Raw genomic sequence first — 16,903 nt, forward strand, 5'->3', positions numbered from 1 at the left:
TGCGCCGCATTAACTCCCACCCGACCGGTGGCCGGCCGTAGCTCCCACTTCACTTAAATACAGGGGAAAAAAATGTACGAAAAATCAAAAAGAGGATTGCCATTCGTCGCTGCCGTGACGAGTACTTTCGCACTCTCAATCGGATCGCTGGCACACGCGGCGCCGGCCGACGATGCCGCCGCCATGCTGCAGACTTATTACCAGCAAGCCGGCGGCGCCAAGACCCTGAACGATGTCTATACCACATACCAGTGGGCGCAACCTTTTGTGCCGACAGCCCAGAATCCGGATGGCACCGTCAATTGGGCATCGGCGCCGATCAATGACGTCACGGCACAGGACGTGCTGGCCAAGACATTCAAGATCGCAGCCTCGCGTTGCGGTAGCGACCGCGTGCAGACCACCAATGACGAGGTGATGAAATTCAGCAGGGTGCTCGGCGCCAAGTTCAACGCCGACCAGTACAAGCAGCAGAAAGCGAATTTCTGCCAACTGGTGCAGGTCGTCGCGCAAATGAAGATCCGCTATGAAGCCTACCAATACTTCAAGCAGAACGGGATTAAGCTGGCCGGGAAAAGCAAAACCGAAAAGCTGGGATTCAAGAACCGGGAACGGCATGTCGGTGTCGGCTTCACTTTGATGTATTACCCGGACCTGATGGATACCGCGCAAAATGGCCTGTCCGTCGAAGACCGGTTCCAGTACAACTCCTACATCAAATGGAGCGACGACAATCCGACCAACCTCAACATCGTCAAGCGCATCCGCGAGTCGCAGGGCGACAACGAGGACATGCTCTGCCTGCCGGTCATTTCGAACTGGGCATTCCTGTGCGTGCGCATCAACGACGTGAAGACCAGCTCGATCAACATGTCGGTCTGGGCCAAGGTCAGGCGTTATGACCGCAGCAAGACAGTCAGCCTGGGCAGCTTCGACGTGCCGGCGCCTTTCGGCTACCTGGACGAACTGTCGCAGATGAAGGACAACGCCAAGCAGGACATGTACAACAAGGTCACGACCCAGTTGGCCAATTTCCTGAACATCAACACCCAGATGATCCAGACGCTGGAAACGGCCTACGCCTACGCCAACAAGTAAGCAATGCGGCCCGGACCGGGCTGCACACGGTAGTGGCATCAAGAAAGAAAGCCTGGAAACAGGCTTTCTTTTTTTGCATTCTCTCCTGCGGGAGTGCGCTCTGACAGCGCACCGGGATCAAACCCGCTTCTCTCCACCCGGGGAGTTCGCCGGCGGCGGTACGCCCATCATTTCCTTGATGACATCGGTACTGCCGTTCTGCCGGACCGACGCGATCGCGTCATCGCGCTCCTGCTCGGTGCCAAACAGCCGGACATCTCGTTCTCCTCATGGAATCCACTGATGAGATGAGATTTTGCACCTGTGCGAACCCGGATGGTTTAAGCAGGGGAGTCGCAATTTGACCTGGATCATGCCAGGTCAAGGTTCATCCGCGCGATTTCGCATCCGCCACCTGGGTAATCACCAGGCCCACGATCAGCAAGCCCACGCCAAGCAGTTTGGTAAGGCTCACCGGCCGGACTGCGGCCCCCAAAAGTCCAAAGTTATCGATCACGACGGAAACAATGATCTGGGCGGAAACGGCACAGACGATGAAATTGGCAACGCCGATCCTGGGAGCAAGCAGCGTGGCGCTCAATACATAAAAGCCAACAATGACGCCACCGAGATAGTCGATTGGCCTGATATTGCCGAACGCTTGCAAGTCGGGCAGCGACCTGGTGAAAAAGAGCGCGCAAGCCAGGGAGAACACGGCGCTGACACCGAACAGCACGACCGGGGCATGCACCCCTTCTCCGATCGCCCTTCCCAATCGTCCATTAAGAATCGCCATGACCGGGATGAATGCGCCGGCCAGTGCCGCCCACAATAACAATCTGGTTGATATCATTATTCTTGTATTGATTCAGTTCCGAAAGCGTCGATGCTATCACGCTCGGATTGATAATTCTCCCGACGAGCAAAGCGGTTTCATCAGTCGAATTTTTCTCAATAGCAGGAACGAAAAAGGGGCAGAAGGACGCTCGCCATGAAAAAGCCACGCATGGCCGGCGGTCCGGCAATGCGTGGCCCAAACGTATGCGTCAGACAACCAAGTCAGGCAGGTGACCTGCAATGGAGTCGATGCCACGCTCAGTGGCGGTAATCCTGGTTGCGGTCTTCAAATGCCTTGATCTGCTTTTCTGCCTCGTCTTTCTCTATTCCATAGGCTTCCTGGATTTTCCCGGTAAGCTGGTCGCGCTTGCCTGCAATATTATCCAACTGATCGTCAGTGAGCTTGCCCCACTGCTCTTTCACCTTGCCCTTGAACTGCATCCAGTTTCCTTCGACAATATCCCAATTCATTTTTCATTCTCCATGCAGAAAGTTTATCAATGAAGCATCAATTAGAAGGCCCCGGAAAAATTTGGTTCAACGCGAGCAAGGGCCGCGCGCCCGGTCCGCATAAGGGACCAGGGCCTAACCCCACTTTCCATCCAGCCAGGAACAATCGATGACGGCATTACCCAACTGCCCTAAGTGCAACTCGGCCTACGCCTACGAAGACAAGGGCATGCTGATCTGCCCCGAATGCGCGCATGAATGGTTTGCCGTGGCGGCCCAGGCGACGGAAGAAAAACGGGTCGTGAAAGACGCCAACGGCAACGTGCTGCAGGACGGCGACACCGTGTCGGTGACCAAGGACTTGAAAGTGAAGGGCTCGTCGCTGGTGGTCAAGGTGGGAACCAAGGTCAAGAACATCCGCCTGGTCGAAGGCGACCATGACATCGACTGCAAGATCGACGGCGTCGGACAGATGGCGCTGAAGTCCGCGTTCGTGAAGAAGGTCTAGCAGTATCCGGCCAGGGCGGCAGGGGCAGGCGCAAGCGCGACCTTCCCCGGTATCCGATGCGTTGCCGTCAGAACTCTTCGAAACGGGTCAGGTAGCGCCACTGCCCGGGTGCAACACCGGCAATCGGCAGGCGCCCCATGCGCAGGCGCTTGATCGAGACAATCGACAGGCCGACTTTCTCGCAAAGATGGGCGATGGCGCGCGCCGACGATGCAGACTTCATCGCAAAGCGCAATGTCGTTTCGCTCTGCCAGCTAGCCCTGATCTTTGGTATCTGCTTGCCGTTGAAAGTGATGCTGCGGTTGAGCAAGGCCAGGCCATCGGGGATGATTTCATTGGCAACCTCGACCACGTACTCCTGCTCGACGCGCATCAGGTCATCGGTCAGTTTGCGCTTGACGTAGAAGTCCTGACTCAACACCATCAGGCCGCTGGCAGCGGCTTCCAGCGGATCGAGCAGTTCCAGCCCGTTCTTGTGGCGGCGCAGGAAGCGAATGCCGGAATGGTCTTCCGGCGACTGATTGTCCGGCACGAACAATTCCACCGCATCGGCGGCTGGCATGCCTGCGGGCTTGTGGAACAGGATCGTGATCGGCTCGACCGGCGCCAGCTTCGCATTGGGCAGCAGCGAAATGCGCGCATCAGGCGCCACCCGAGCGCCGGGTTCATCAACGACAACGCCATCGACTTCAACGTTGCCACTCTCGATATATTGCACGGCCTGCGTGCGCGAACATTCAAATACTTCAGCCACGCGTTTGGCCAGACGGATTGTTTCGGACATGACTGCCTTGGATACCTAGGGCCGCACAGTCTACCCTGTCGCCGTCCCGGCGCTACGGTATCGGCGAAATCCGGCGCCTTTGGCGGCCATCGGCAGACCCGCACCAGCATCAGCATCAGCCGCCATGAATGCGCGCATCAGGCGCAGTCCCGGGCGATCAGCACAAATCCTCGTCCGACGTACTTTTCTGTGCCTTCTCTTTCGCCTTGGCATTATCGCCGTCGGTCACGATCGGGGCCTCGCCCGGCACGGTTTCATGCACGATCAGGGGCCGCTTTGCACGATCCTCCAATTCGCGCCGTTTCATTTCCTCGGCATCCGCTTGCTGGCTCATCTTCGTCCCCTTGAGAGTGGTTTGGTGCTCGCATGCCAAAGTGCGAACTATGGCAATAGGACAATTTATCGCCCGGGATAGTTCATCCGACACTGACCAGGAACGTGCAGAGCGGGCAAGGGGGTGCGGCATCGGATATTGCTGGCCCCATGCCTGGAAGGACAGCGGTGTTGCTGGCGCCAAACGCCTGTCGTCGCGTAGACTGCCCATGATCGATTACCAGCATCGACATTTCACCTGTCAAACTACCGAATTTCCGGAGCCACCCATGTCCATCTTCGCCCCTGCCAGAACCGTCCTCATTGCAATGTGCCTGGTCACATCGGGCGCCATGGCGTTCACGCTGGCCGACATTTCCAATGCCGATGCCGCCAGCGGACTCAAGGCTGCGCTGGAAAAGGGTTCGGTCGCCGCCGTCGGAAAACTCGGCATTGCCAACGGTTTCCTGAATAACGAGCAAGTCAGGATCAAGTTGCCGCCGATACTGGAGCAAGCGCGCCCGCTGTTGCAAATGACCGGACGAGGGCAACAGCTCGATGAACTCGTGGTCGCCATGAACCATGCCGCTGAAGCTGCAGTGCCGATGGCAAAGCCCCTGCTCCTGAACGCCGTGAAGTCGATGTCGGTGACCGATGCCAAGCAGATACTGACTGGCGGCGACACCTCGGTCACGAATTTCTTTCGCAACAAGACATCGGCCGAGCTTGCCATGAAATTCCTGCCGATCGTCAAAGGCGTCACCGACCGTTCCGATCTCTCGGGAAAATACAATAGCGTCATGGGGCAGGTCTCCAGGCTTGGCCTGTCGCAACAATTGTCGGTGGAAGAGTATGTGACGCAGCGCGCACTGGATGGGCTGTTCAAAGTCATCGGTGACGAAGAAAAGGCAATCCGCAGCGATCCGCTTGGCAGCGGCAGCAAAATCATCGGCAAGGTTTTCAGCGCGGTTCGCTGACCCCCTTGCGCCAGGCGCATCGGCAGCAAAGGCTTGCCTGTGGCGTTTGGCTTAGCTTGCCGGCGTTGTTGGGGCGGCCTGGCTTTCGTGCGCTGTGCGTGCCCGCTCTGCTTGCGCCAATATCGCAGTCAACCGTTTCGTATCGAGGGGCTTGACCAGGTGCTCGTCAAAGCCGGCATCCAGCGCCCGCGCGCGGTCGCTCTGCTGCCCGTAACCGGTCACTGCAATCATCAGCGCGTTGGCTGTTGCCGGATCGGCGCGCAGTAGCCGCACCAATTGATTGCCATCCATTTCAGGCAGGCCGATATCCACCAGGTAAACGTCGAACCTGGTGGCTTGCGCGCGCTTTAGCGCGGCCAGGGAGCCATGTTCAACCTGCACCTCGTGGCCAAGCGCTTCGAGCAGCATTTCCAGCATCGCTGCGGCATCGACATTGTCATCCACCACCAGCACCCGCAAAGCTCGTGTGGCGGGGTACGCCACTCCATCGGCGCCAACCCTGCTCAGGCTGCGCACCCGCTCGGCCAGGCGCGGCAGGCGCACGATGAAGCGACTGCCGCAGCCAATGCCCTCACTGTGGCAAGTCACCGTCCCGCCGTGCAGTTCCACCAGGCTTTTTACCAGCGCCAGCCCCAGCCCCAGCCCACCCAGAGACCGATCCGATGTGCGCTCCGCTTGCGCAAACAAGTCAAACACCTGCAAGGCAAAAGTGGGCGCCATGCCGATACCGTCGTCACTGACCTCCAGGATGACCTGCGCGCCACGCTCCTCGGTCCTGACCAGGATGTTGCCGCCTTCTGGTGTGTATTTGGCAGCGTTATTGAGCAGGTTGGCAACGATCTGCACCAGCCGCATTTCGTCGCCCGTCACCATCGGGTTGCCGGGCGCCAGTTGCAGCCTCAGGTGGTGATGCCGGGCCTGGATCAGTGGCGTGGCCTGCTCGATGGCGTCGGCCACGATATCGCCCAGCTCCACCGGAATGCGCTTGAGCTTGATCAGGCCTCGGGTGACGCGCGAAACATCCAGCAGGTCATCCACCAGCGCCGTCATGTGGCCGACCTGGCGCGTGATGATTGCGCTGGTTTCCCGCACTGCTGATTCATCGAACTTCATGGACTGCAACAATTCGGCGGCGGCACTGATCGGCGCCAGCGGGTTGCGCAGCTCATGCGCCAGCATGGCCAGGAACTCATCCTTGCGGCGGTCTGCGACGCGCAGTTTTTCCTCGGCGCGCTTGCGCGCCGTAATGTCGCGCTGGAATACAGCCAGGCCACCATTCATCGCCGGATTGGCCCGGAGCTCGATCCAGGACCCGCTCATGTCCGGATACACCCGATAGAATTCCAGCGTTTCAGGCAGGCCGTTCTGCCTGACCCGCCGGTACAAGTCCTCGACTGCGGTGCCGCGCGCTTCCGGCCAGATATCCCACAGCTTGCGGCCAATCACCTGCGCTGCCGTCAGCCGCATCATGTGCAGCCCCACTACGTTCATCTGCCGCATGATCCAGTCCGCATCGATCAGCGCAAAGCCCTCCACCATGCTGTCGAAAATATACTGGCTCTGGTCCCGTTCTGCGCGCAGATCGGCCTGCGCACGGGCGCTTTCGAGCGAAGCCCAGGTCCGCTCGGCTACAAAATACGCCACGCCGATGTCGTTGGCGCTCCACTGACGCGGCGCGGCATGTTGCAGGCTCAGGATCGCCACCAGCCGCCCCGATTTGACCAGCGGTATCGCCATATTGGCCCGGATGTGCAGGCTGGCATAGGCATCTGCATGCTGCGCGGTGCGCGGATCTTGCCGGATATCATTCACCACCATCGGCTCACGCATGCGCAGCGCAGCAACCACCTCGGGGCCGAACTCATCGAGCTGCCTGACGACTCCTGCAATGTCCGGAAAGCCATCGCCGCTCCAGTCGTTGCGGATCAGGAATGTGCCCTTTGCATCATCGACCTCGCCATACGAGACCCGCGTGATCCCCATGTGCTGCGCGATCATTTCGCTGGCTGCTGCAAGGATATCTTCGGCCGACGCCAGGAAGCGCAGGCGGTCGGCAAGCGCCAGCTGGAATGCCTGGCGCTCGGTACTCAGGCGCAATTTCTCTTCATTGCGCAAGGCCTGCGTCACATCCGCCGTGCGATGCGAAATGCAGTTGATCTGGCCATTTGCATCGAAGATCGGCGTATTGATTACCTGGCAATAGCAAACCTGAAGCCGTTCGGTAACTGCTGTCGTGGCAAACCGGTTTGAATCGCACTGCAGCGTCAGCGTATCCGGCTTGCCGGTGGCGATCACCCGTGCCAGCGAGGCAGCCAGGTCGACCGTGGCGGCCTGGAACCCTGGCTCCAGGCCACCGGGAAATACCGCCAGCAGGCTCACGCCAAGCAAATCCTCCCGCTTGCAGCCGGCGCTGCGCAGGAATGCATCATTGACAGCAAGGATAATCGCGTCCGCCGTGGGCGACACCAGGCATTCACTTCCGGTAGCACTATCGAATACGGATTGATAGACAGAAAGAGGAAGCATGGAGTGATGGCGAAGACCGTTAAGGAATGAAGCGTGAACACCTTGCGAAATCCACCATTGTCGGCGGCGAGCCGACAACAATACCCAACACTGGCCCGATGAGCAAGCGCCTCAGCGTTAGGTAGCTGCCCACTGGCAATGCCGAACAGGGAGAACCACCCTGCCGCAGAAAGCTGGCAGCGCGGCAGGCATGGGATTGCCGCACCCCTTTCAAACACGGAGCAAGGCTCAGCGCGGCCGGGACACGGCCTCATCCAGGAAGCGCAGCAAGGCCACGACCACCGTCAGCACCACCGGCCCGATGATCAGGCCGATCATGCCGAACGCGGAGATGCCGCCAATGACGCCGACGAACACGGCCAGCGTCGACACCGGCGCCTGTGAAGAAACCAGCAGCGGGCGCAATACGTTGTCGATCACCGACACGCCCGAGCCCCAGACCAGCATGAAAATTGCCCAGCCCCAATCCGAGGTAAGGGCCAGGTAGATGACTGCCGGTATCCACACCAGCGCCGCCCCGCCCACCGGCAACAGTGCGCAAACCGCTGTCACCACGCCATACAGGACCGCTGAGGGCAAGCCGGCAATCGCGAAACCGATCGCCACCAGCGCACCCTGCGACAACGCAGTCAGTACCACGCCAAAAATCACGGCACGCGTGGTATCGCCAATGAGCTTGAGCAATTCGGTCTTGCGCCTCGATTCCATCGGTACCAGCCGCACCGCCCGGTCAAGCATCTGGCGTCCATCGCGCAGCAAGAAAAACAGCAGGAACAACATCATGAAAAAGTGGATCACCGTACCGACCGCGCCAAGCACGAAATCGCCACCCTTGCCCGCCAGGGACTGCAACACCATCTGCGCGCCCTTGACCAGCCAGCCTTCGATCTGCTCCGTGGTGGCGGCGATATGATCGCGCAGGAAGCGCGACAGGCTGCCCAGCAGCGGCAGCGACTCCAGGCGCTGCAGCAGGCTGATGTTCAGGTTTGGCGGAAGCTGTTGCAGGCGGGTGGCGACATCCGCCGCCTGCTTGGCGAATACCGCACCGAGCCCGAGCACCGGACCGGCCAACAAAAGCGGCATCAGGAAGGTGATGATCCCGGCCGAAGCATTGGCGCGCCCCTTGAGCTCGCGCGTGAGCCAGCGATGGGTGGGCGTGAGCAGGAAAGCCAGGCTGATGCCCCAGGCCAGCGCATCCCAGAACGGCGACAGGATGCCGTACAGCGCGAGCGCGCACAGGACAGCGACGGCAACAGCAAAGACCTTGGTATAAAAGTTCAGGGGAAGACTCCTTGAAAAGCCGTGGGCCAATGCCGCTGATGATGGGCGCATTATTCCACAGGACTGCCCAGGCAAGCCTGCACTAATTCAATCAAGCGCGATATGCAGTTGCTGATCTTCGTCCGCTCATTGCCGCTTTTCGACCACTTGGTACGCATGCGGAACGGCAAAAAAATTCATCCCAACAATCGTTTATTTAGCAAACCAGGGGGCGGATTATTCCACGCTGATTATCCGTCACCTCCGCGACTATCGGCGACGCGGGCTACCGGGCTTGCGACGCCGTGTTCATCCGGGCATAGCCGTTGACCATGAGGATCCGGGTGGCGGCATGTGGCGGCATAGCAGGCAATACCGGTTCTGCGCATTTTTCAGGAGACATGCTTATGCATAACTACAAGACCACGGAAGCATGCGACAGGGAAAGGCGTCCCAAGCTGGACCTGGTCGCGCCTGGCATGACAGAGCGCAACTGGAACCAGGCCGAAGTGCTTGGCGCCACGATCTGGCTATGGATGCATTCGCCGGTGCACCGGAACCTGCCGGTGCATACCCTGCCCTCCCTGCTGTTGCCGGCCATAGAGCGACGGCAGTTCGTGCTGGGATCCCAGGCCGGGAAGCCGCTGTTCTATATGTCCTGGGCCAAGTTCGACCTTCAGGCCGAAGCCCGCTATTTGCAGCGGCATTCGGCACTGATGCCAGCTGCCGATTGGGATAGCGGGAACCGCCTGTGGATCGTCGACTGGGTAGCGCCTTTCGGCCATACCCAGACGCTGGCGCGCATCGTCCGCCGGCGGCTGTTCCGGCAATGGATGGGGCGCATGTTCTATCACCGGGAAGATCAGCGCGGAGTCAAGATCATGCGCTTTCGTGGCAGTGCCGTGTTACCCGACGACGCGCAGATCTGGTTTGAAGCCAATCCGCTGGCGCATCCGGGCGACACTCGTCCGGTGGCGCTGTGAAAATGAACCAGCGCTGTGATCGTAACCCGGCCAGGTCGACAAATTTGACTCTGCAACACATCATCGACGAGGTGTGAAATGACGAATATCAGGTTAATGGCCGACTATCTATGCCACCCGCTTTGGTATCTGTCGCCTGACGGATATGAAGCGATCGATCCGGGCGAGCTGCCCATATCAATGGCGCTTCAATTGCGACTTGAAAAATGGGCATGCGCTTATGACAGGACGCTCGACATGAATGATCCCGCCAACTCGGGCTTCCGTAACGCGAATGCCGAAGCCGAGTTCCAACTGGAAGGATATCAACTGGTAGAGAGGCTGAGAAACGAACTGGGGCCCGGATACGTAGTGTCGGCGCAGGTTTGAGCCCAGCGGCCGGGCGTGGGCGCATTGCCGGGGTGCGCGCTGCGTTCCTGCGCTGCGCTGGTCCGGCGCCGGCCAGGGATGTCGTCCTCAGTCATCGTACGGCGCCGGCACGCCGTAGGGTCTTTCGCTCTTGCCTTGCAGGCTGTAATTTCCCCCGGTGTGCCGGAACCCAAGCCGCGTCAGGAAGCGATCGGTTCGCTGGATCTGGGCGCCATTGTGGATATTCACGCAAATCTCGAATGCAGAGCATTTTTCCGCCCATTTCCGGAATGACCAGAGCAGCTTGAAACCCGCGCCCCTCATCCGCTTGTCCTTGAATACGTAGTAGACCAGCACGCCAGCGACGGACTGGTCGGAAAACAGGGGCTTGCTGATCATGCCAATGAGCAAGCCGGCGACTTCGCCCGCATCGTCTTCCGCGATGAGTACGCAATGGGTACCCTTTTCATTCTGTCCGAAGTCGATGATGTTGCGCAGGCTTTCAGTCACCCGTATCAAGCTGTAGTCGTAAGCGGCGAACCGGGTCTCCGCATGGATGCGGCGGCCCAGGTCGGCAATCGCTCGCACGTCGCCGGTGGTTGCATAGCGCACTTTCATCTTTCTCCTCAATGATCAGCTTATGCATGGACAGTGGCGGGGAGAAAAATAAATTGGCCGATGCCGTGGAACAAGGAATGTTGAGGAGCGATGCCGTCCCGCGTGTCGCGCGTTCGATTGGCAGATGGGTATTTCGATTGGTGGTCAATGCAGCGCGCATTACCCCGCTACCAGTTCCACCCCAGCTTGCAGCAACACGATCCGCGGCCCCAGTTTTGGCAGCCACTTTTGCAGTATCTGGTACACATCGCGATCAAACGGCGGCTGTCCACGCGCCAGCAGTTGCGCCAGCTCATCGGCATCGCGGCCAGTGCCAACATAAGCCCAGCCGTCGAGCACGTGCGTGACATCGCCCTCCCGGATACCGATCGGTCCGGCATACGGCCAGGCTTGCAGGCGCATGCCCTCCAGGGCCGCCGCCAGGCGCAGGTCGTGCACGGCGAGCTCTTCATGCCCGGCACAAGCGCCGCTGCACTTGCCAACCTGGCTGGCAAAGCAAGGGCGGCCGGCACGGGCTTTTTCCAGGCCGAGCAGCACCGGACACAACTTGTTCGCCTCGGCAATGGATTGCAAGGCCTGCGACGCCGCCCGGCTACTGGTGAACAAGCCATACAGTTGGCTGTCATGCGCAAAGAACAGGTCGTCCGGACGCGCCAGCATCGGCTTCAAGCTTCCGGCCCGGTGCAGCAAACGCCACGCGCATAATTCTTCGCTTTGCCGCAATTGCCTGTTTTGCGCGGGCATGCGCTGCTTGACCAGCAGTGCTTCCTGCAACAGCGCACCGAGTTCACCGGCGGTCTCTATCCATTCCACACGCTCGGTCTGCTGGCACAGCTGCAGCTCACGATCGGAGGCATGGTCGCCGCTGAAATGCGCCAGCACCCGCCGCCGCAGGTTGTTGGCTTTGCCGATATACAGCGGATAGTCGTTGGCGCCATAGAACAGGTACACCCCATGCGTGGCGGGCAGTCGCTCCAGCACCGCCGGATCGAGTCGCGACGGCAGCGAGGGCCGCTTGGTCAGCCCGGTGATCACCCCGGCCACCAGCTCGGCGTCATGCTCTGCGTGGATACGCTGCCAGAATTGCCAGATCAATTGCGCATCGCCCAGCGCGCGGTGGCGCTGCGCCACCTGCAACTGATGCCGCGCAACCAGGGAATCCAGGTTGTGCCGCTCATGCTGCGGGTACAGCTTGCGCGACAGGCGTACGGTGCACAGTACCGACGGCCGGAAATTGTGGCCGGTCAACCCGAACGCCTGCTTCAGGAAGCCATGGTCGAAACGAGCGTTATGCGCGATGAACATCCGGTTTTCCAGACGGGCGTGAATCTCGTCGGCCAATTGTTCGAAGGTCGGTGCGTCGCGCACCATCTCGTTGGAAATCCCGGTCAGGCCCTGTATGAACGGCGGTATCGGCATTTGCGGGTTGACCAGGCTGCTCCATTCGCGCACGCCATCTTCGTCGACTTCGACAATGCCGACCTCGGTGATGCGATCGGTCGCCAGCGTACCGCCGGTGGTTTCAAGGTCGACAAAGGCGAGGCGGGGGAAGGACGACAGATGGGCTGGCATGAAGGGGGCGGTAGCGACGAGAGTGGCAGGGACAGGTGCGGCAGCGGAATCAGGAGCGGTAGCAGGCCGGGTTCGGGGAATGCGCGCACCGACAGCAGGCAAAGGGGCCTGCAATCACCACGCGGCGCAGCACGGTGCTGTATATAAAAACAGTATGCTGGGAAACCCCGGCTGGCGCAATAGCAGCAAGGCAAGCACAGCCGCCCATGGCCCGACCCGCAGCTCACTCCACCGGCACTGCCCTGGCTCGCGCCACTTCGGCCGCCGACACCACGGCGCCCTTGTTACCCCATGAGGTCCTCACATAGGACACCACCGCCGCCACTTCGGCGTCGCTCATGAACGGGCCATACGGCGGCATGCCATACGGCCGCGGGTTGCCGCTCGTGCTCGGCGGATAGCCGCCGTTGAGCACCATCCTGATCGCATTCACGGGCGACGGCGTCATCACGGCGCCGGTTGCGACCAGCGGCGGGAAGGCCGGCGGCTGGCCGCGACCGTCCGCCCGATGGCATTGCACGCACTGCTTCTCGTAAAGCGCCGCGCCCAGCTTCAGGGTGGCGTCACGTTGTTCCGGCCGCGCAATCGCCGCGGCAGGCGGCATGACGGACGTGACTTGCGGCAGCGACTTCATGTAATCGGCCATGGCCCGGATATCGGCATGGCTCAGGTGTTGCAGGCTTTCGCGCACCACCTCCGCCATCGGGCCGAATACGGCGCCGCGGTCAGACACGCCGGTGGCCAGCAGGGCAACCAGGTCCCGGCTGCTCCATTGCGCCAGCCCTTCGGCGCCGGTTGCCAGGGATGGCGCATACCAGTTCAGCATCGGGATCAATCCCCCGGTCAGTTCGCCACTGAGCTTGGTCGCGCCAAACTGGTTGCGGGTGGCATGACAGGCGTTGCAGTGCCCCAGGCCCTGCACCAGGTAGGCGCCACGGTTCCAGTCGGGCGCACGCGCCGGATCAGGCTGGTAAACCCCGGGCCGGAAATACAGCGCGCGCCAGCCGGCCAGCAACCAGCGCTGGTTGTACGGGAAGCGCAGCGTGTGCTCCTTGCGCGGGCTGTGCACCGCGGGCACCGTGCGCAGCCACGCATGGATGGCGTCGGAATCGGCGCGCGTGACGCGGGTGTAGTTGGGATAGGGAAAAGCGGGATACAGGAACTCGCCGTTGCGGCCGCGTCCATTGTGCATTGCACGCCAGAAATCGTCGGCGCTCCAGCGTCCGATTCCGGTTTCGGCGTCGGGCGTGATATTGGGTGAAAACAGTTCGCCAAAGGGGGTCGGAATGCCGCGCCCGCCAGCATAATCGGCGCCGCCACGCACCGTGTGGCAGGCCATGCAGTTGCCGGCACGGGCCAGGTACTGGCCACGCTTGCGCTGCTCGCTGGCATCGGCTACCGGCGGCGACGGCTGGTCGCCCCCGGGATCAGTCACGAGTTGCCAGACCAGAACCACAAGCGGCGTGAGCAACAGCGTTGCCAGCAGCCACCACAGCAGAGGGCGAACAGGAATACGCAAGCGACTCACTGGCCACCTCCGGCTACGCTTCCGCATCGCAACGGCAAGCTGGCGGCCAGGGCCGGTTCCGGCCGGGAGTCGGCAGGAACCGCTTGCGAGGACAGCCAGGCCGACACCGCACCGACATCGGCAGCGCTCAGGCGCTCGACAATGCCGGCCATGCAGTCTGGCCTGGCCGCTTGCCGGCTGCGGTTTTTCCAGGCGCCGAATTGTGCATTCAGGTAGTCGCGGGGCAGGCCGACGATGCCTGGCAGCGTGGGCGCAATACCGGTCAGCCGGGCGCCATGGCAAGCGATGCAGGCAGGCACATCGCGCTGCCGGTCGCCCTCCAATGCCAGTTGCCGTCCACGCGCCATCACCGCGGCGCTTTCAGCGGCCGCAACCGGCGGCGGATAAGGCGCGCGAATCGCCGCGAAGTGTTCGGCCATTTCCAGCAGATACGCATCGGACAGATGCGACACCATGTAAGTCATCAAGGGATATTGTCGCCGCCCTTCCCTGAAATTGATCAGTTGGTTGGCCAGGTAGCCAGCCGGCTTGCCGGCAATGCGCGGAAAGTAACCGTCACGCGTGACCTGGTCTTCCACTTTATGGCAGGCAACGCAGGCGGCGACGCGCTTGCCGATCGTGTTGTCCGGCGTCAGCATCGGGACTGCCGTGCCAGCTGGCGTCTGCGCAAGCGCAAATGCAGCAGCAGCGAACAGGAGCAACATGACGAATGAGTTTTTCACGGCCTTGATTATGTTGATGACTGAAATACCGTGCACGCGGCGTGCGGTCCGCCGCGCCAGCGACAGGCGGCATGACACGGCGAGCAAGGACAGGGCCGGCGGATCGGCTGCATGCGGCAATCGGGCAGCGCGGCCCGCAGTATCTCATGTCCCGCGGGATACGCGCCGGCTGTGGCGGCCGGTTCCTGTACCGGCGGCGCAGCACGGAATGCAATTTTTACCCGGTACACCGGCAATTTCCTGTGGCCGGCATACAGCAAGGCGACATCGCACCCGCCAGTCAGCGCACAAGGCCGCCGGCGATCTGCAACTTGTCTTGCTGGCACATCCCTTGCAGTCGGAGTCCGCACGAAGGATTGCGTGCAAAGCCTGATACGCAGCGCGCAACACAACGAACACCCAGACCAAGGAGAGTCGTATGGAAACGAATTACCCATCCAGTGGCAGCAAGGGCAGCATGCCCGCCAGCGCAGGTTCGGCTGGCACCGGAAACTATGATGATATCGGCGGCCTGGGTGCGGGCGGCCAGGCCGGTGCGCAGTCGGGTGCATGGTCGGCCGACACCGGCTACCAGCGCAGCGCGGTGCCAAGCGGATCGCTGCGTGACGAACTGTCGAACCTGAAGCGGGACCTCGATGACCTGGTATCGCGCGCCGCCGTGCTCTCGGACCGCGAACTGGGCGAGGCGCGCGACAAGATGATGGTCAAGTTCAGTTCGATGCGCAGCGCCGCGCGCGGCGTGGCCGAGCAGGCGCGCACACAACTCAACCAGGGCATGGATGTCACCAGCGACTATGTCAGGGACAAGCCGCTGCAATCGGTCGCAATCGCCGCCGGTTTCGGCCTGTTGGTGGGTGCGCTGATACGTGGCGGCCGCCACTGAGACAGCAAGCCGCCAAGCAGCAACCTGCCAGGAGCCAGCCCATGTTCGAAACCATTAAAAAGTCAAAGCAGATCTCGGCCATCGCGCTTGACCGCATTGGCGACTATATGGCCTTGCTGCGCATCGAACTCAAGCTGCAGGGGCGCGAACTGGTCCTGCAATTGATTGGCTTTGCGGCAGCCGGTGTGTTTGGCCTGCTGGCCGCGGTGTTCCTTGGCATTGCCATCATCCTGAGCTTCTGGAACACCGACTACATGCCGGTTGCGGCGTGGGCGGTGGTGGCAATCTACCTGGCTGCTGCCGGGGCCGGAGTCTGGCTGGCGCGCAAGCACGCCAAGGGCGAATCGGCATTCAGTACCTTGCGCACCGAACTCAAACAGGATGTGGACCTGGTGAAAGAGAACCTATGAAGCGCGCCATTTCGCTGGAAGAAGAGCGGCAGGCGCTGCTGGAACAAATCCATTCCAGCCGGGCGGACTACCGGCGCATGCTGGCGCAATACGACCAGCCGCGCCATGAAGCTGGAAGCGGCCATGCCGGCGACGACGCGCAGCGCATGTCCCATCTGCGTGGCATGCCGGCCCCGTTCCCGCGCAGCAGGACCATGCGCTGGATCGTCAGCCATCCTTATGCCGTGGCCGGGGTGACGGCGAGCCTGGTCGCCGTGGCCGTGATCGGCCCGCGCCGCATAGCCGATGCTGCCGGCTCTGCGCCCGGGATTGGCGCGATCAGGAAAACCATCCAGCGCAAGCCGCAGCGCAGGCAAACTGATGCCGGCGCCGCACCTGCCATGCGCACGCAGGCACAGGGACGCGATGAAGCGACATCCGGCAGGCAGCAGGCGCTTGGCGGCGCGGCACTGGCCGGCATCACCGGCGTGGTGTCGATGCTGCTGCGCGACCCGGCACGCATGCGCATGCTGGCGCGTGCCGCAGGCGCTGCCAGCGCCTGGTGGAAGCGGCGGCAACAGGCCCAGCGCATCCCGCACCCGCCGCGCCATGCCGAGCGATGACAATCGACAGGGGACGTGGTTGTAGCAGCAGCAGGCATCGAAGAAGAACGTTTTTCTCTTTTCAATTACATTGGGGATCCATCATGAAAAAACTGATTACGTTGATTGGCTTGCTTGCATTGACGGCTGGTCTGGCCGGCTGCAATACCTTCCGCGGCATGGGGCAGGATGTGGAGCGCGGCGGCGAGAAAGTGCAGGATGCCGCGACCAGCACGCAAAAGAAAATGTAAGCCCCTGAAGGCGTAACGGCAATATCCGTGCGCCAGTGGGCAGCGGCTCGCCGCGGCCCGCTGGCGCACATCCTTTGTGCTGGCCGAAGTCGCTTTGCGCCAATCGCAAATTCAAGTGCAAGTCCCCGAATTTTTCCTGCTGCGCCGGGTCTGATCGATAAGCACGGCTTGCCGCACAGAACGTGCCTGGCCGGATGCTTGTGCTGCATCGCCCGACAAGCAGATGAATCGTCCCACGCCAAGGCCGGCCCAGGGTTTTGTTGCAGAAATTCCCGA

The 16,903-nt window shown here is 61.3% G+C and carries 20 protein-coding genes; 10 read left to right on the forward strand and 10 right to left on the reverse strand.

Features of this window, described 5'->3' with window-relative positions:
- The first annotated feature begins 72 nt into the window (after window positions 1–72).
- A complete protein-coding gene (locus Q7T64_RS13545; RefSeq protein WP_304796668.1) occupies window positions 73–1,098 on the forward strand; it encodes a hypothetical protein in 1,026 nt (341 codons plus the stop codon).
- Between the two features lie 367 nt (window positions 1,099–1,465).
- Here the strand turns inward: Q7T64_RS13545 and Q7T64_RS13550 are convergent, their stop codons facing one another.
- The gene (locus Q7T64_RS13550; RefSeq protein ID WP_304796671.1) at window positions 1,466–1,873 is read right to left on the reverse strand and encodes a DMT family transporter; all 408 of its coding nucleotides are present in this window, start codon (window positions 1,871–1,873) and stop codon (window positions 1,466–1,468) included.
- Here Q7T64_RS13550 and Q7T64_RS13555 point away from each other — a divergent pair.
- Window positions 1,872–2,072 carry a hypothetical protein gene (locus tag Q7T64_RS13555; RefSeq protein ID WP_304796674.1) on the forward strand — a complete coding sequence of 67 codons (201 nt, stop codon included), beginning with the start codon at window positions 1,872–1,874 and terminating at the stop codon, window positions 2,070–2,072. The two genes, Q7T64_RS13550 and Q7T64_RS13555, sit on opposite strands and share 2 nt — an antisense overlap.
- 100 nt (window positions 2,073–2,172) lie before the next feature.
- Here Q7T64_RS13555 and Q7T64_RS13560 read toward each other — a convergent pair whose 3' ends face one another.
- Complete coding sequence (locus Q7T64_RS13560; RefSeq protein ID WP_304796677.1) at window positions 2,173–2,385, reverse strand: CsbD family protein; 213 nt, start codon at window positions 2,383–2,385, stop codon at window positions 2,173–2,175.
- Between the two features lie 148 nt (window positions 2,386–2,533).
- On the opposite strand from Q7T64_RS13560, the gene Q7T64_RS13565 reads away from it, so the two are divergent.
- Window positions 2,534–2,872, forward strand: coding sequence for a zinc ribbon domain-containing protein YjdM (locus Q7T64_RS13565; RefSeq protein ID WP_304796681.1), 339 nt, complete (start codon window positions 2,534–2,536; stop codon window positions 2,870–2,872).
- A 67-nt stretch (window positions 2,873–2,939) separates the two neighbouring features.
- Here Q7T64_RS13565 and Q7T64_RS13570 read toward each other — a convergent pair whose 3' ends face one another.
- Window positions 2,940–3,656, reverse strand: coding sequence for a S4 domain-containing protein (locus Q7T64_RS13570; RefSeq protein ID WP_304796684.1), 717 nt, complete (start codon window positions 3,654–3,656; stop codon window positions 2,940–2,942).
- Between the two features lie 157 nt (window positions 3,657–3,813).
- Window positions 3,814–3,990: a hypothetical protein gene (locus Q7T64_RS13575; protein ID WP_304796687.1), complete on the reverse strand. Its 177-nt coding sequence runs from the start codon at window positions 3,988–3,990 to the stop codon at window positions 3,814–3,816.
- A gap of 268 nt (window positions 3,991–4,258) precedes the next feature.
- On the opposite strand from Q7T64_RS13575, the gene Q7T64_RS13580 reads away from it, so the two are divergent.
- The gene (locus Q7T64_RS13580) at window positions 4,259–4,945 is read left to right on the forward strand and encodes a DUF4197 domain-containing protein (protein ID WP_304796689.1); all 687 of its coding nucleotides are present in this window, start codon (window positions 4,259–4,261) and stop codon (window positions 4,943–4,945) included.
- 51 nt (window positions 4,946–4,996) lie between these two features.
- On the opposite strand, the gene Q7T64_RS13585 is transcribed toward Q7T64_RS13580, so the two are convergent.
- Both Q7T64_RS13585 and Q7T64_RS13590 read right to left on the reverse strand, forming a co-directional pair.
- On the reverse strand, window positions 4,997–7,471 hold the full coding sequence (locus Q7T64_RS13585) for an ATP-binding protein (RefSeq protein ID WP_304796692.1): 2,475 nt from the start codon (window positions 7,469–7,471) through the stop codon (window positions 4,997–4,999).
- A gap of 228 nt (window positions 7,472–7,699) precedes the next feature.
- Complete coding sequence (locus Q7T64_RS13590; protein ID WP_304796694.1) at window positions 7,700–8,803, reverse strand: AI-2E family transporter; 1,104 nt, start codon at window positions 8,801–8,803, stop codon at window positions 7,700–7,702.
- A 335-nt stretch (window positions 8,804–9,138) separates the two neighbouring features.
- Between Q7T64_RS13590 and Q7T64_RS13595 the strand changes: the two genes are divergently transcribed.
- Both Q7T64_RS13595 and Q7T64_RS13600 read left to right on the forward strand, forming a co-directional pair.
- A complete protein-coding gene (locus Q7T64_RS13595) occupies window positions 9,139–9,714 on the forward strand; it encodes a toxin-activating lysine-acyltransferase (RefSeq protein WP_304796696.1) in 576 nt (191 codons plus the stop codon).
- A 78-nt stretch (window positions 9,715–9,792) separates the two neighbouring features.
- The gene (locus tag Q7T64_RS13600; protein ID WP_304796699.1) at window positions 9,793–10,083 is read left to right on the forward strand and encodes a hypothetical protein; all 291 of its coding nucleotides are present in this window, start codon (window positions 9,793–9,795) and stop codon (window positions 10,081–10,083) included.
- 87 nt (window positions 10,084–10,170) lie between these two features.
- On the opposite strand, the gene Q7T64_RS13605 is transcribed toward Q7T64_RS13600, so the two are convergent.
- The 4 genes from Q7T64_RS13605 to Q7T64_RS13620 form a co-directional block, all read right to left on the reverse strand.
- The gene (locus Q7T64_RS13605) at window positions 10,171–10,680 is read right to left on the reverse strand and encodes a GNAT family N-acetyltransferase (RefSeq protein ID WP_304796702.1); all 510 of its coding nucleotides are present in this window, start codon (window positions 10,678–10,680) and stop codon (window positions 10,171–10,173) included.
- Window positions 10,681–10,839: 159 nt separating this feature from the next.
- Window positions 10,840–12,252, reverse strand: a complete 1,413-nt coding sequence (locus tag Q7T64_RS13610) for a 3'-5' exonuclease family protein (protein ID WP_304796705.1) — start codon at window positions 12,250–12,252, stop codon at window positions 10,840–10,842.
- Window positions 12,253–12,475: 223 nt separating this feature from the next.
- On the reverse strand, window positions 12,476–13,771 hold the full coding sequence (locus Q7T64_RS13615) for a cytochrome c (RefSeq protein WP_304796723.1): 1,296 nt from the start codon (window positions 13,769–13,771) through the stop codon (window positions 12,476–12,478).
- A gap of 5 nt (window positions 13,772–13,776) precedes the next feature.
- The gene (locus Q7T64_RS13620) at window positions 13,777–14,502 is read right to left on the reverse strand and encodes a cytochrome c4 (protein WP_304796708.1); all 726 of its coding nucleotides are present in this window, start codon (window positions 14,500–14,502) and stop codon (window positions 13,777–13,779) included.
- Between the two features lie 418 nt (window positions 14,503–14,920).
- Here Q7T64_RS13620 and Q7T64_RS13625 point away from each other — a divergent pair, with 418 nt between their 5' ends.
- The 4 genes from Q7T64_RS13625 (at window position 14,921) to Q7T64_RS13640 (ending at window position 16,627) form a co-directional block, all read left to right on the forward strand.
- Complete coding sequence (locus tag Q7T64_RS13625) at window positions 14,921–15,385, forward strand: YqjD family protein (protein ID WP_304796711.1); 465 nt, start codon at window positions 14,921–14,923, stop codon at window positions 15,383–15,385.
- 41 nt (window positions 15,386–15,426) lie between these two features.
- A complete protein-coding gene (locus Q7T64_RS13630) occupies window positions 15,427–15,795 on the forward strand; it encodes a phage holin family protein (protein ID WP_304796714.1) in 369 nt (122 codons plus the stop codon).
- Complete coding sequence (locus Q7T64_RS13635) at window positions 15,792–16,397, forward strand: hypothetical protein (RefSeq protein ID WP_304796717.1); 606 nt, start codon at window positions 15,792–15,794, stop codon at window positions 16,395–16,397. Before Q7T64_RS13630 ends, Q7T64_RS13635 begins: the two co-directional genes overlap by 4 nt.
- An 83-nt stretch (window positions 16,398–16,480) precedes the next feature.
- On the forward strand, window positions 16,481–16,627 hold the full coding sequence (locus Q7T64_RS13640; protein WP_304796720.1) for an entericidin A/B family lipoprotein: 147 nt from the start codon (window positions 16,481–16,483) through the stop codon (window positions 16,625–16,627).
- The last annotated feature ends 276 nt before the right edge of the window (window positions 16,628–16,903 follow it).

Source organism: Lacisediminimonas sp. (assembly GCF_030645335.1).
Taxonomy (GTDB): domain Bacteria; phylum Pseudomonadota; class Gammaproteobacteria; order Burkholderiales; family Burkholderiaceae_D; genus Lacisediminimonas.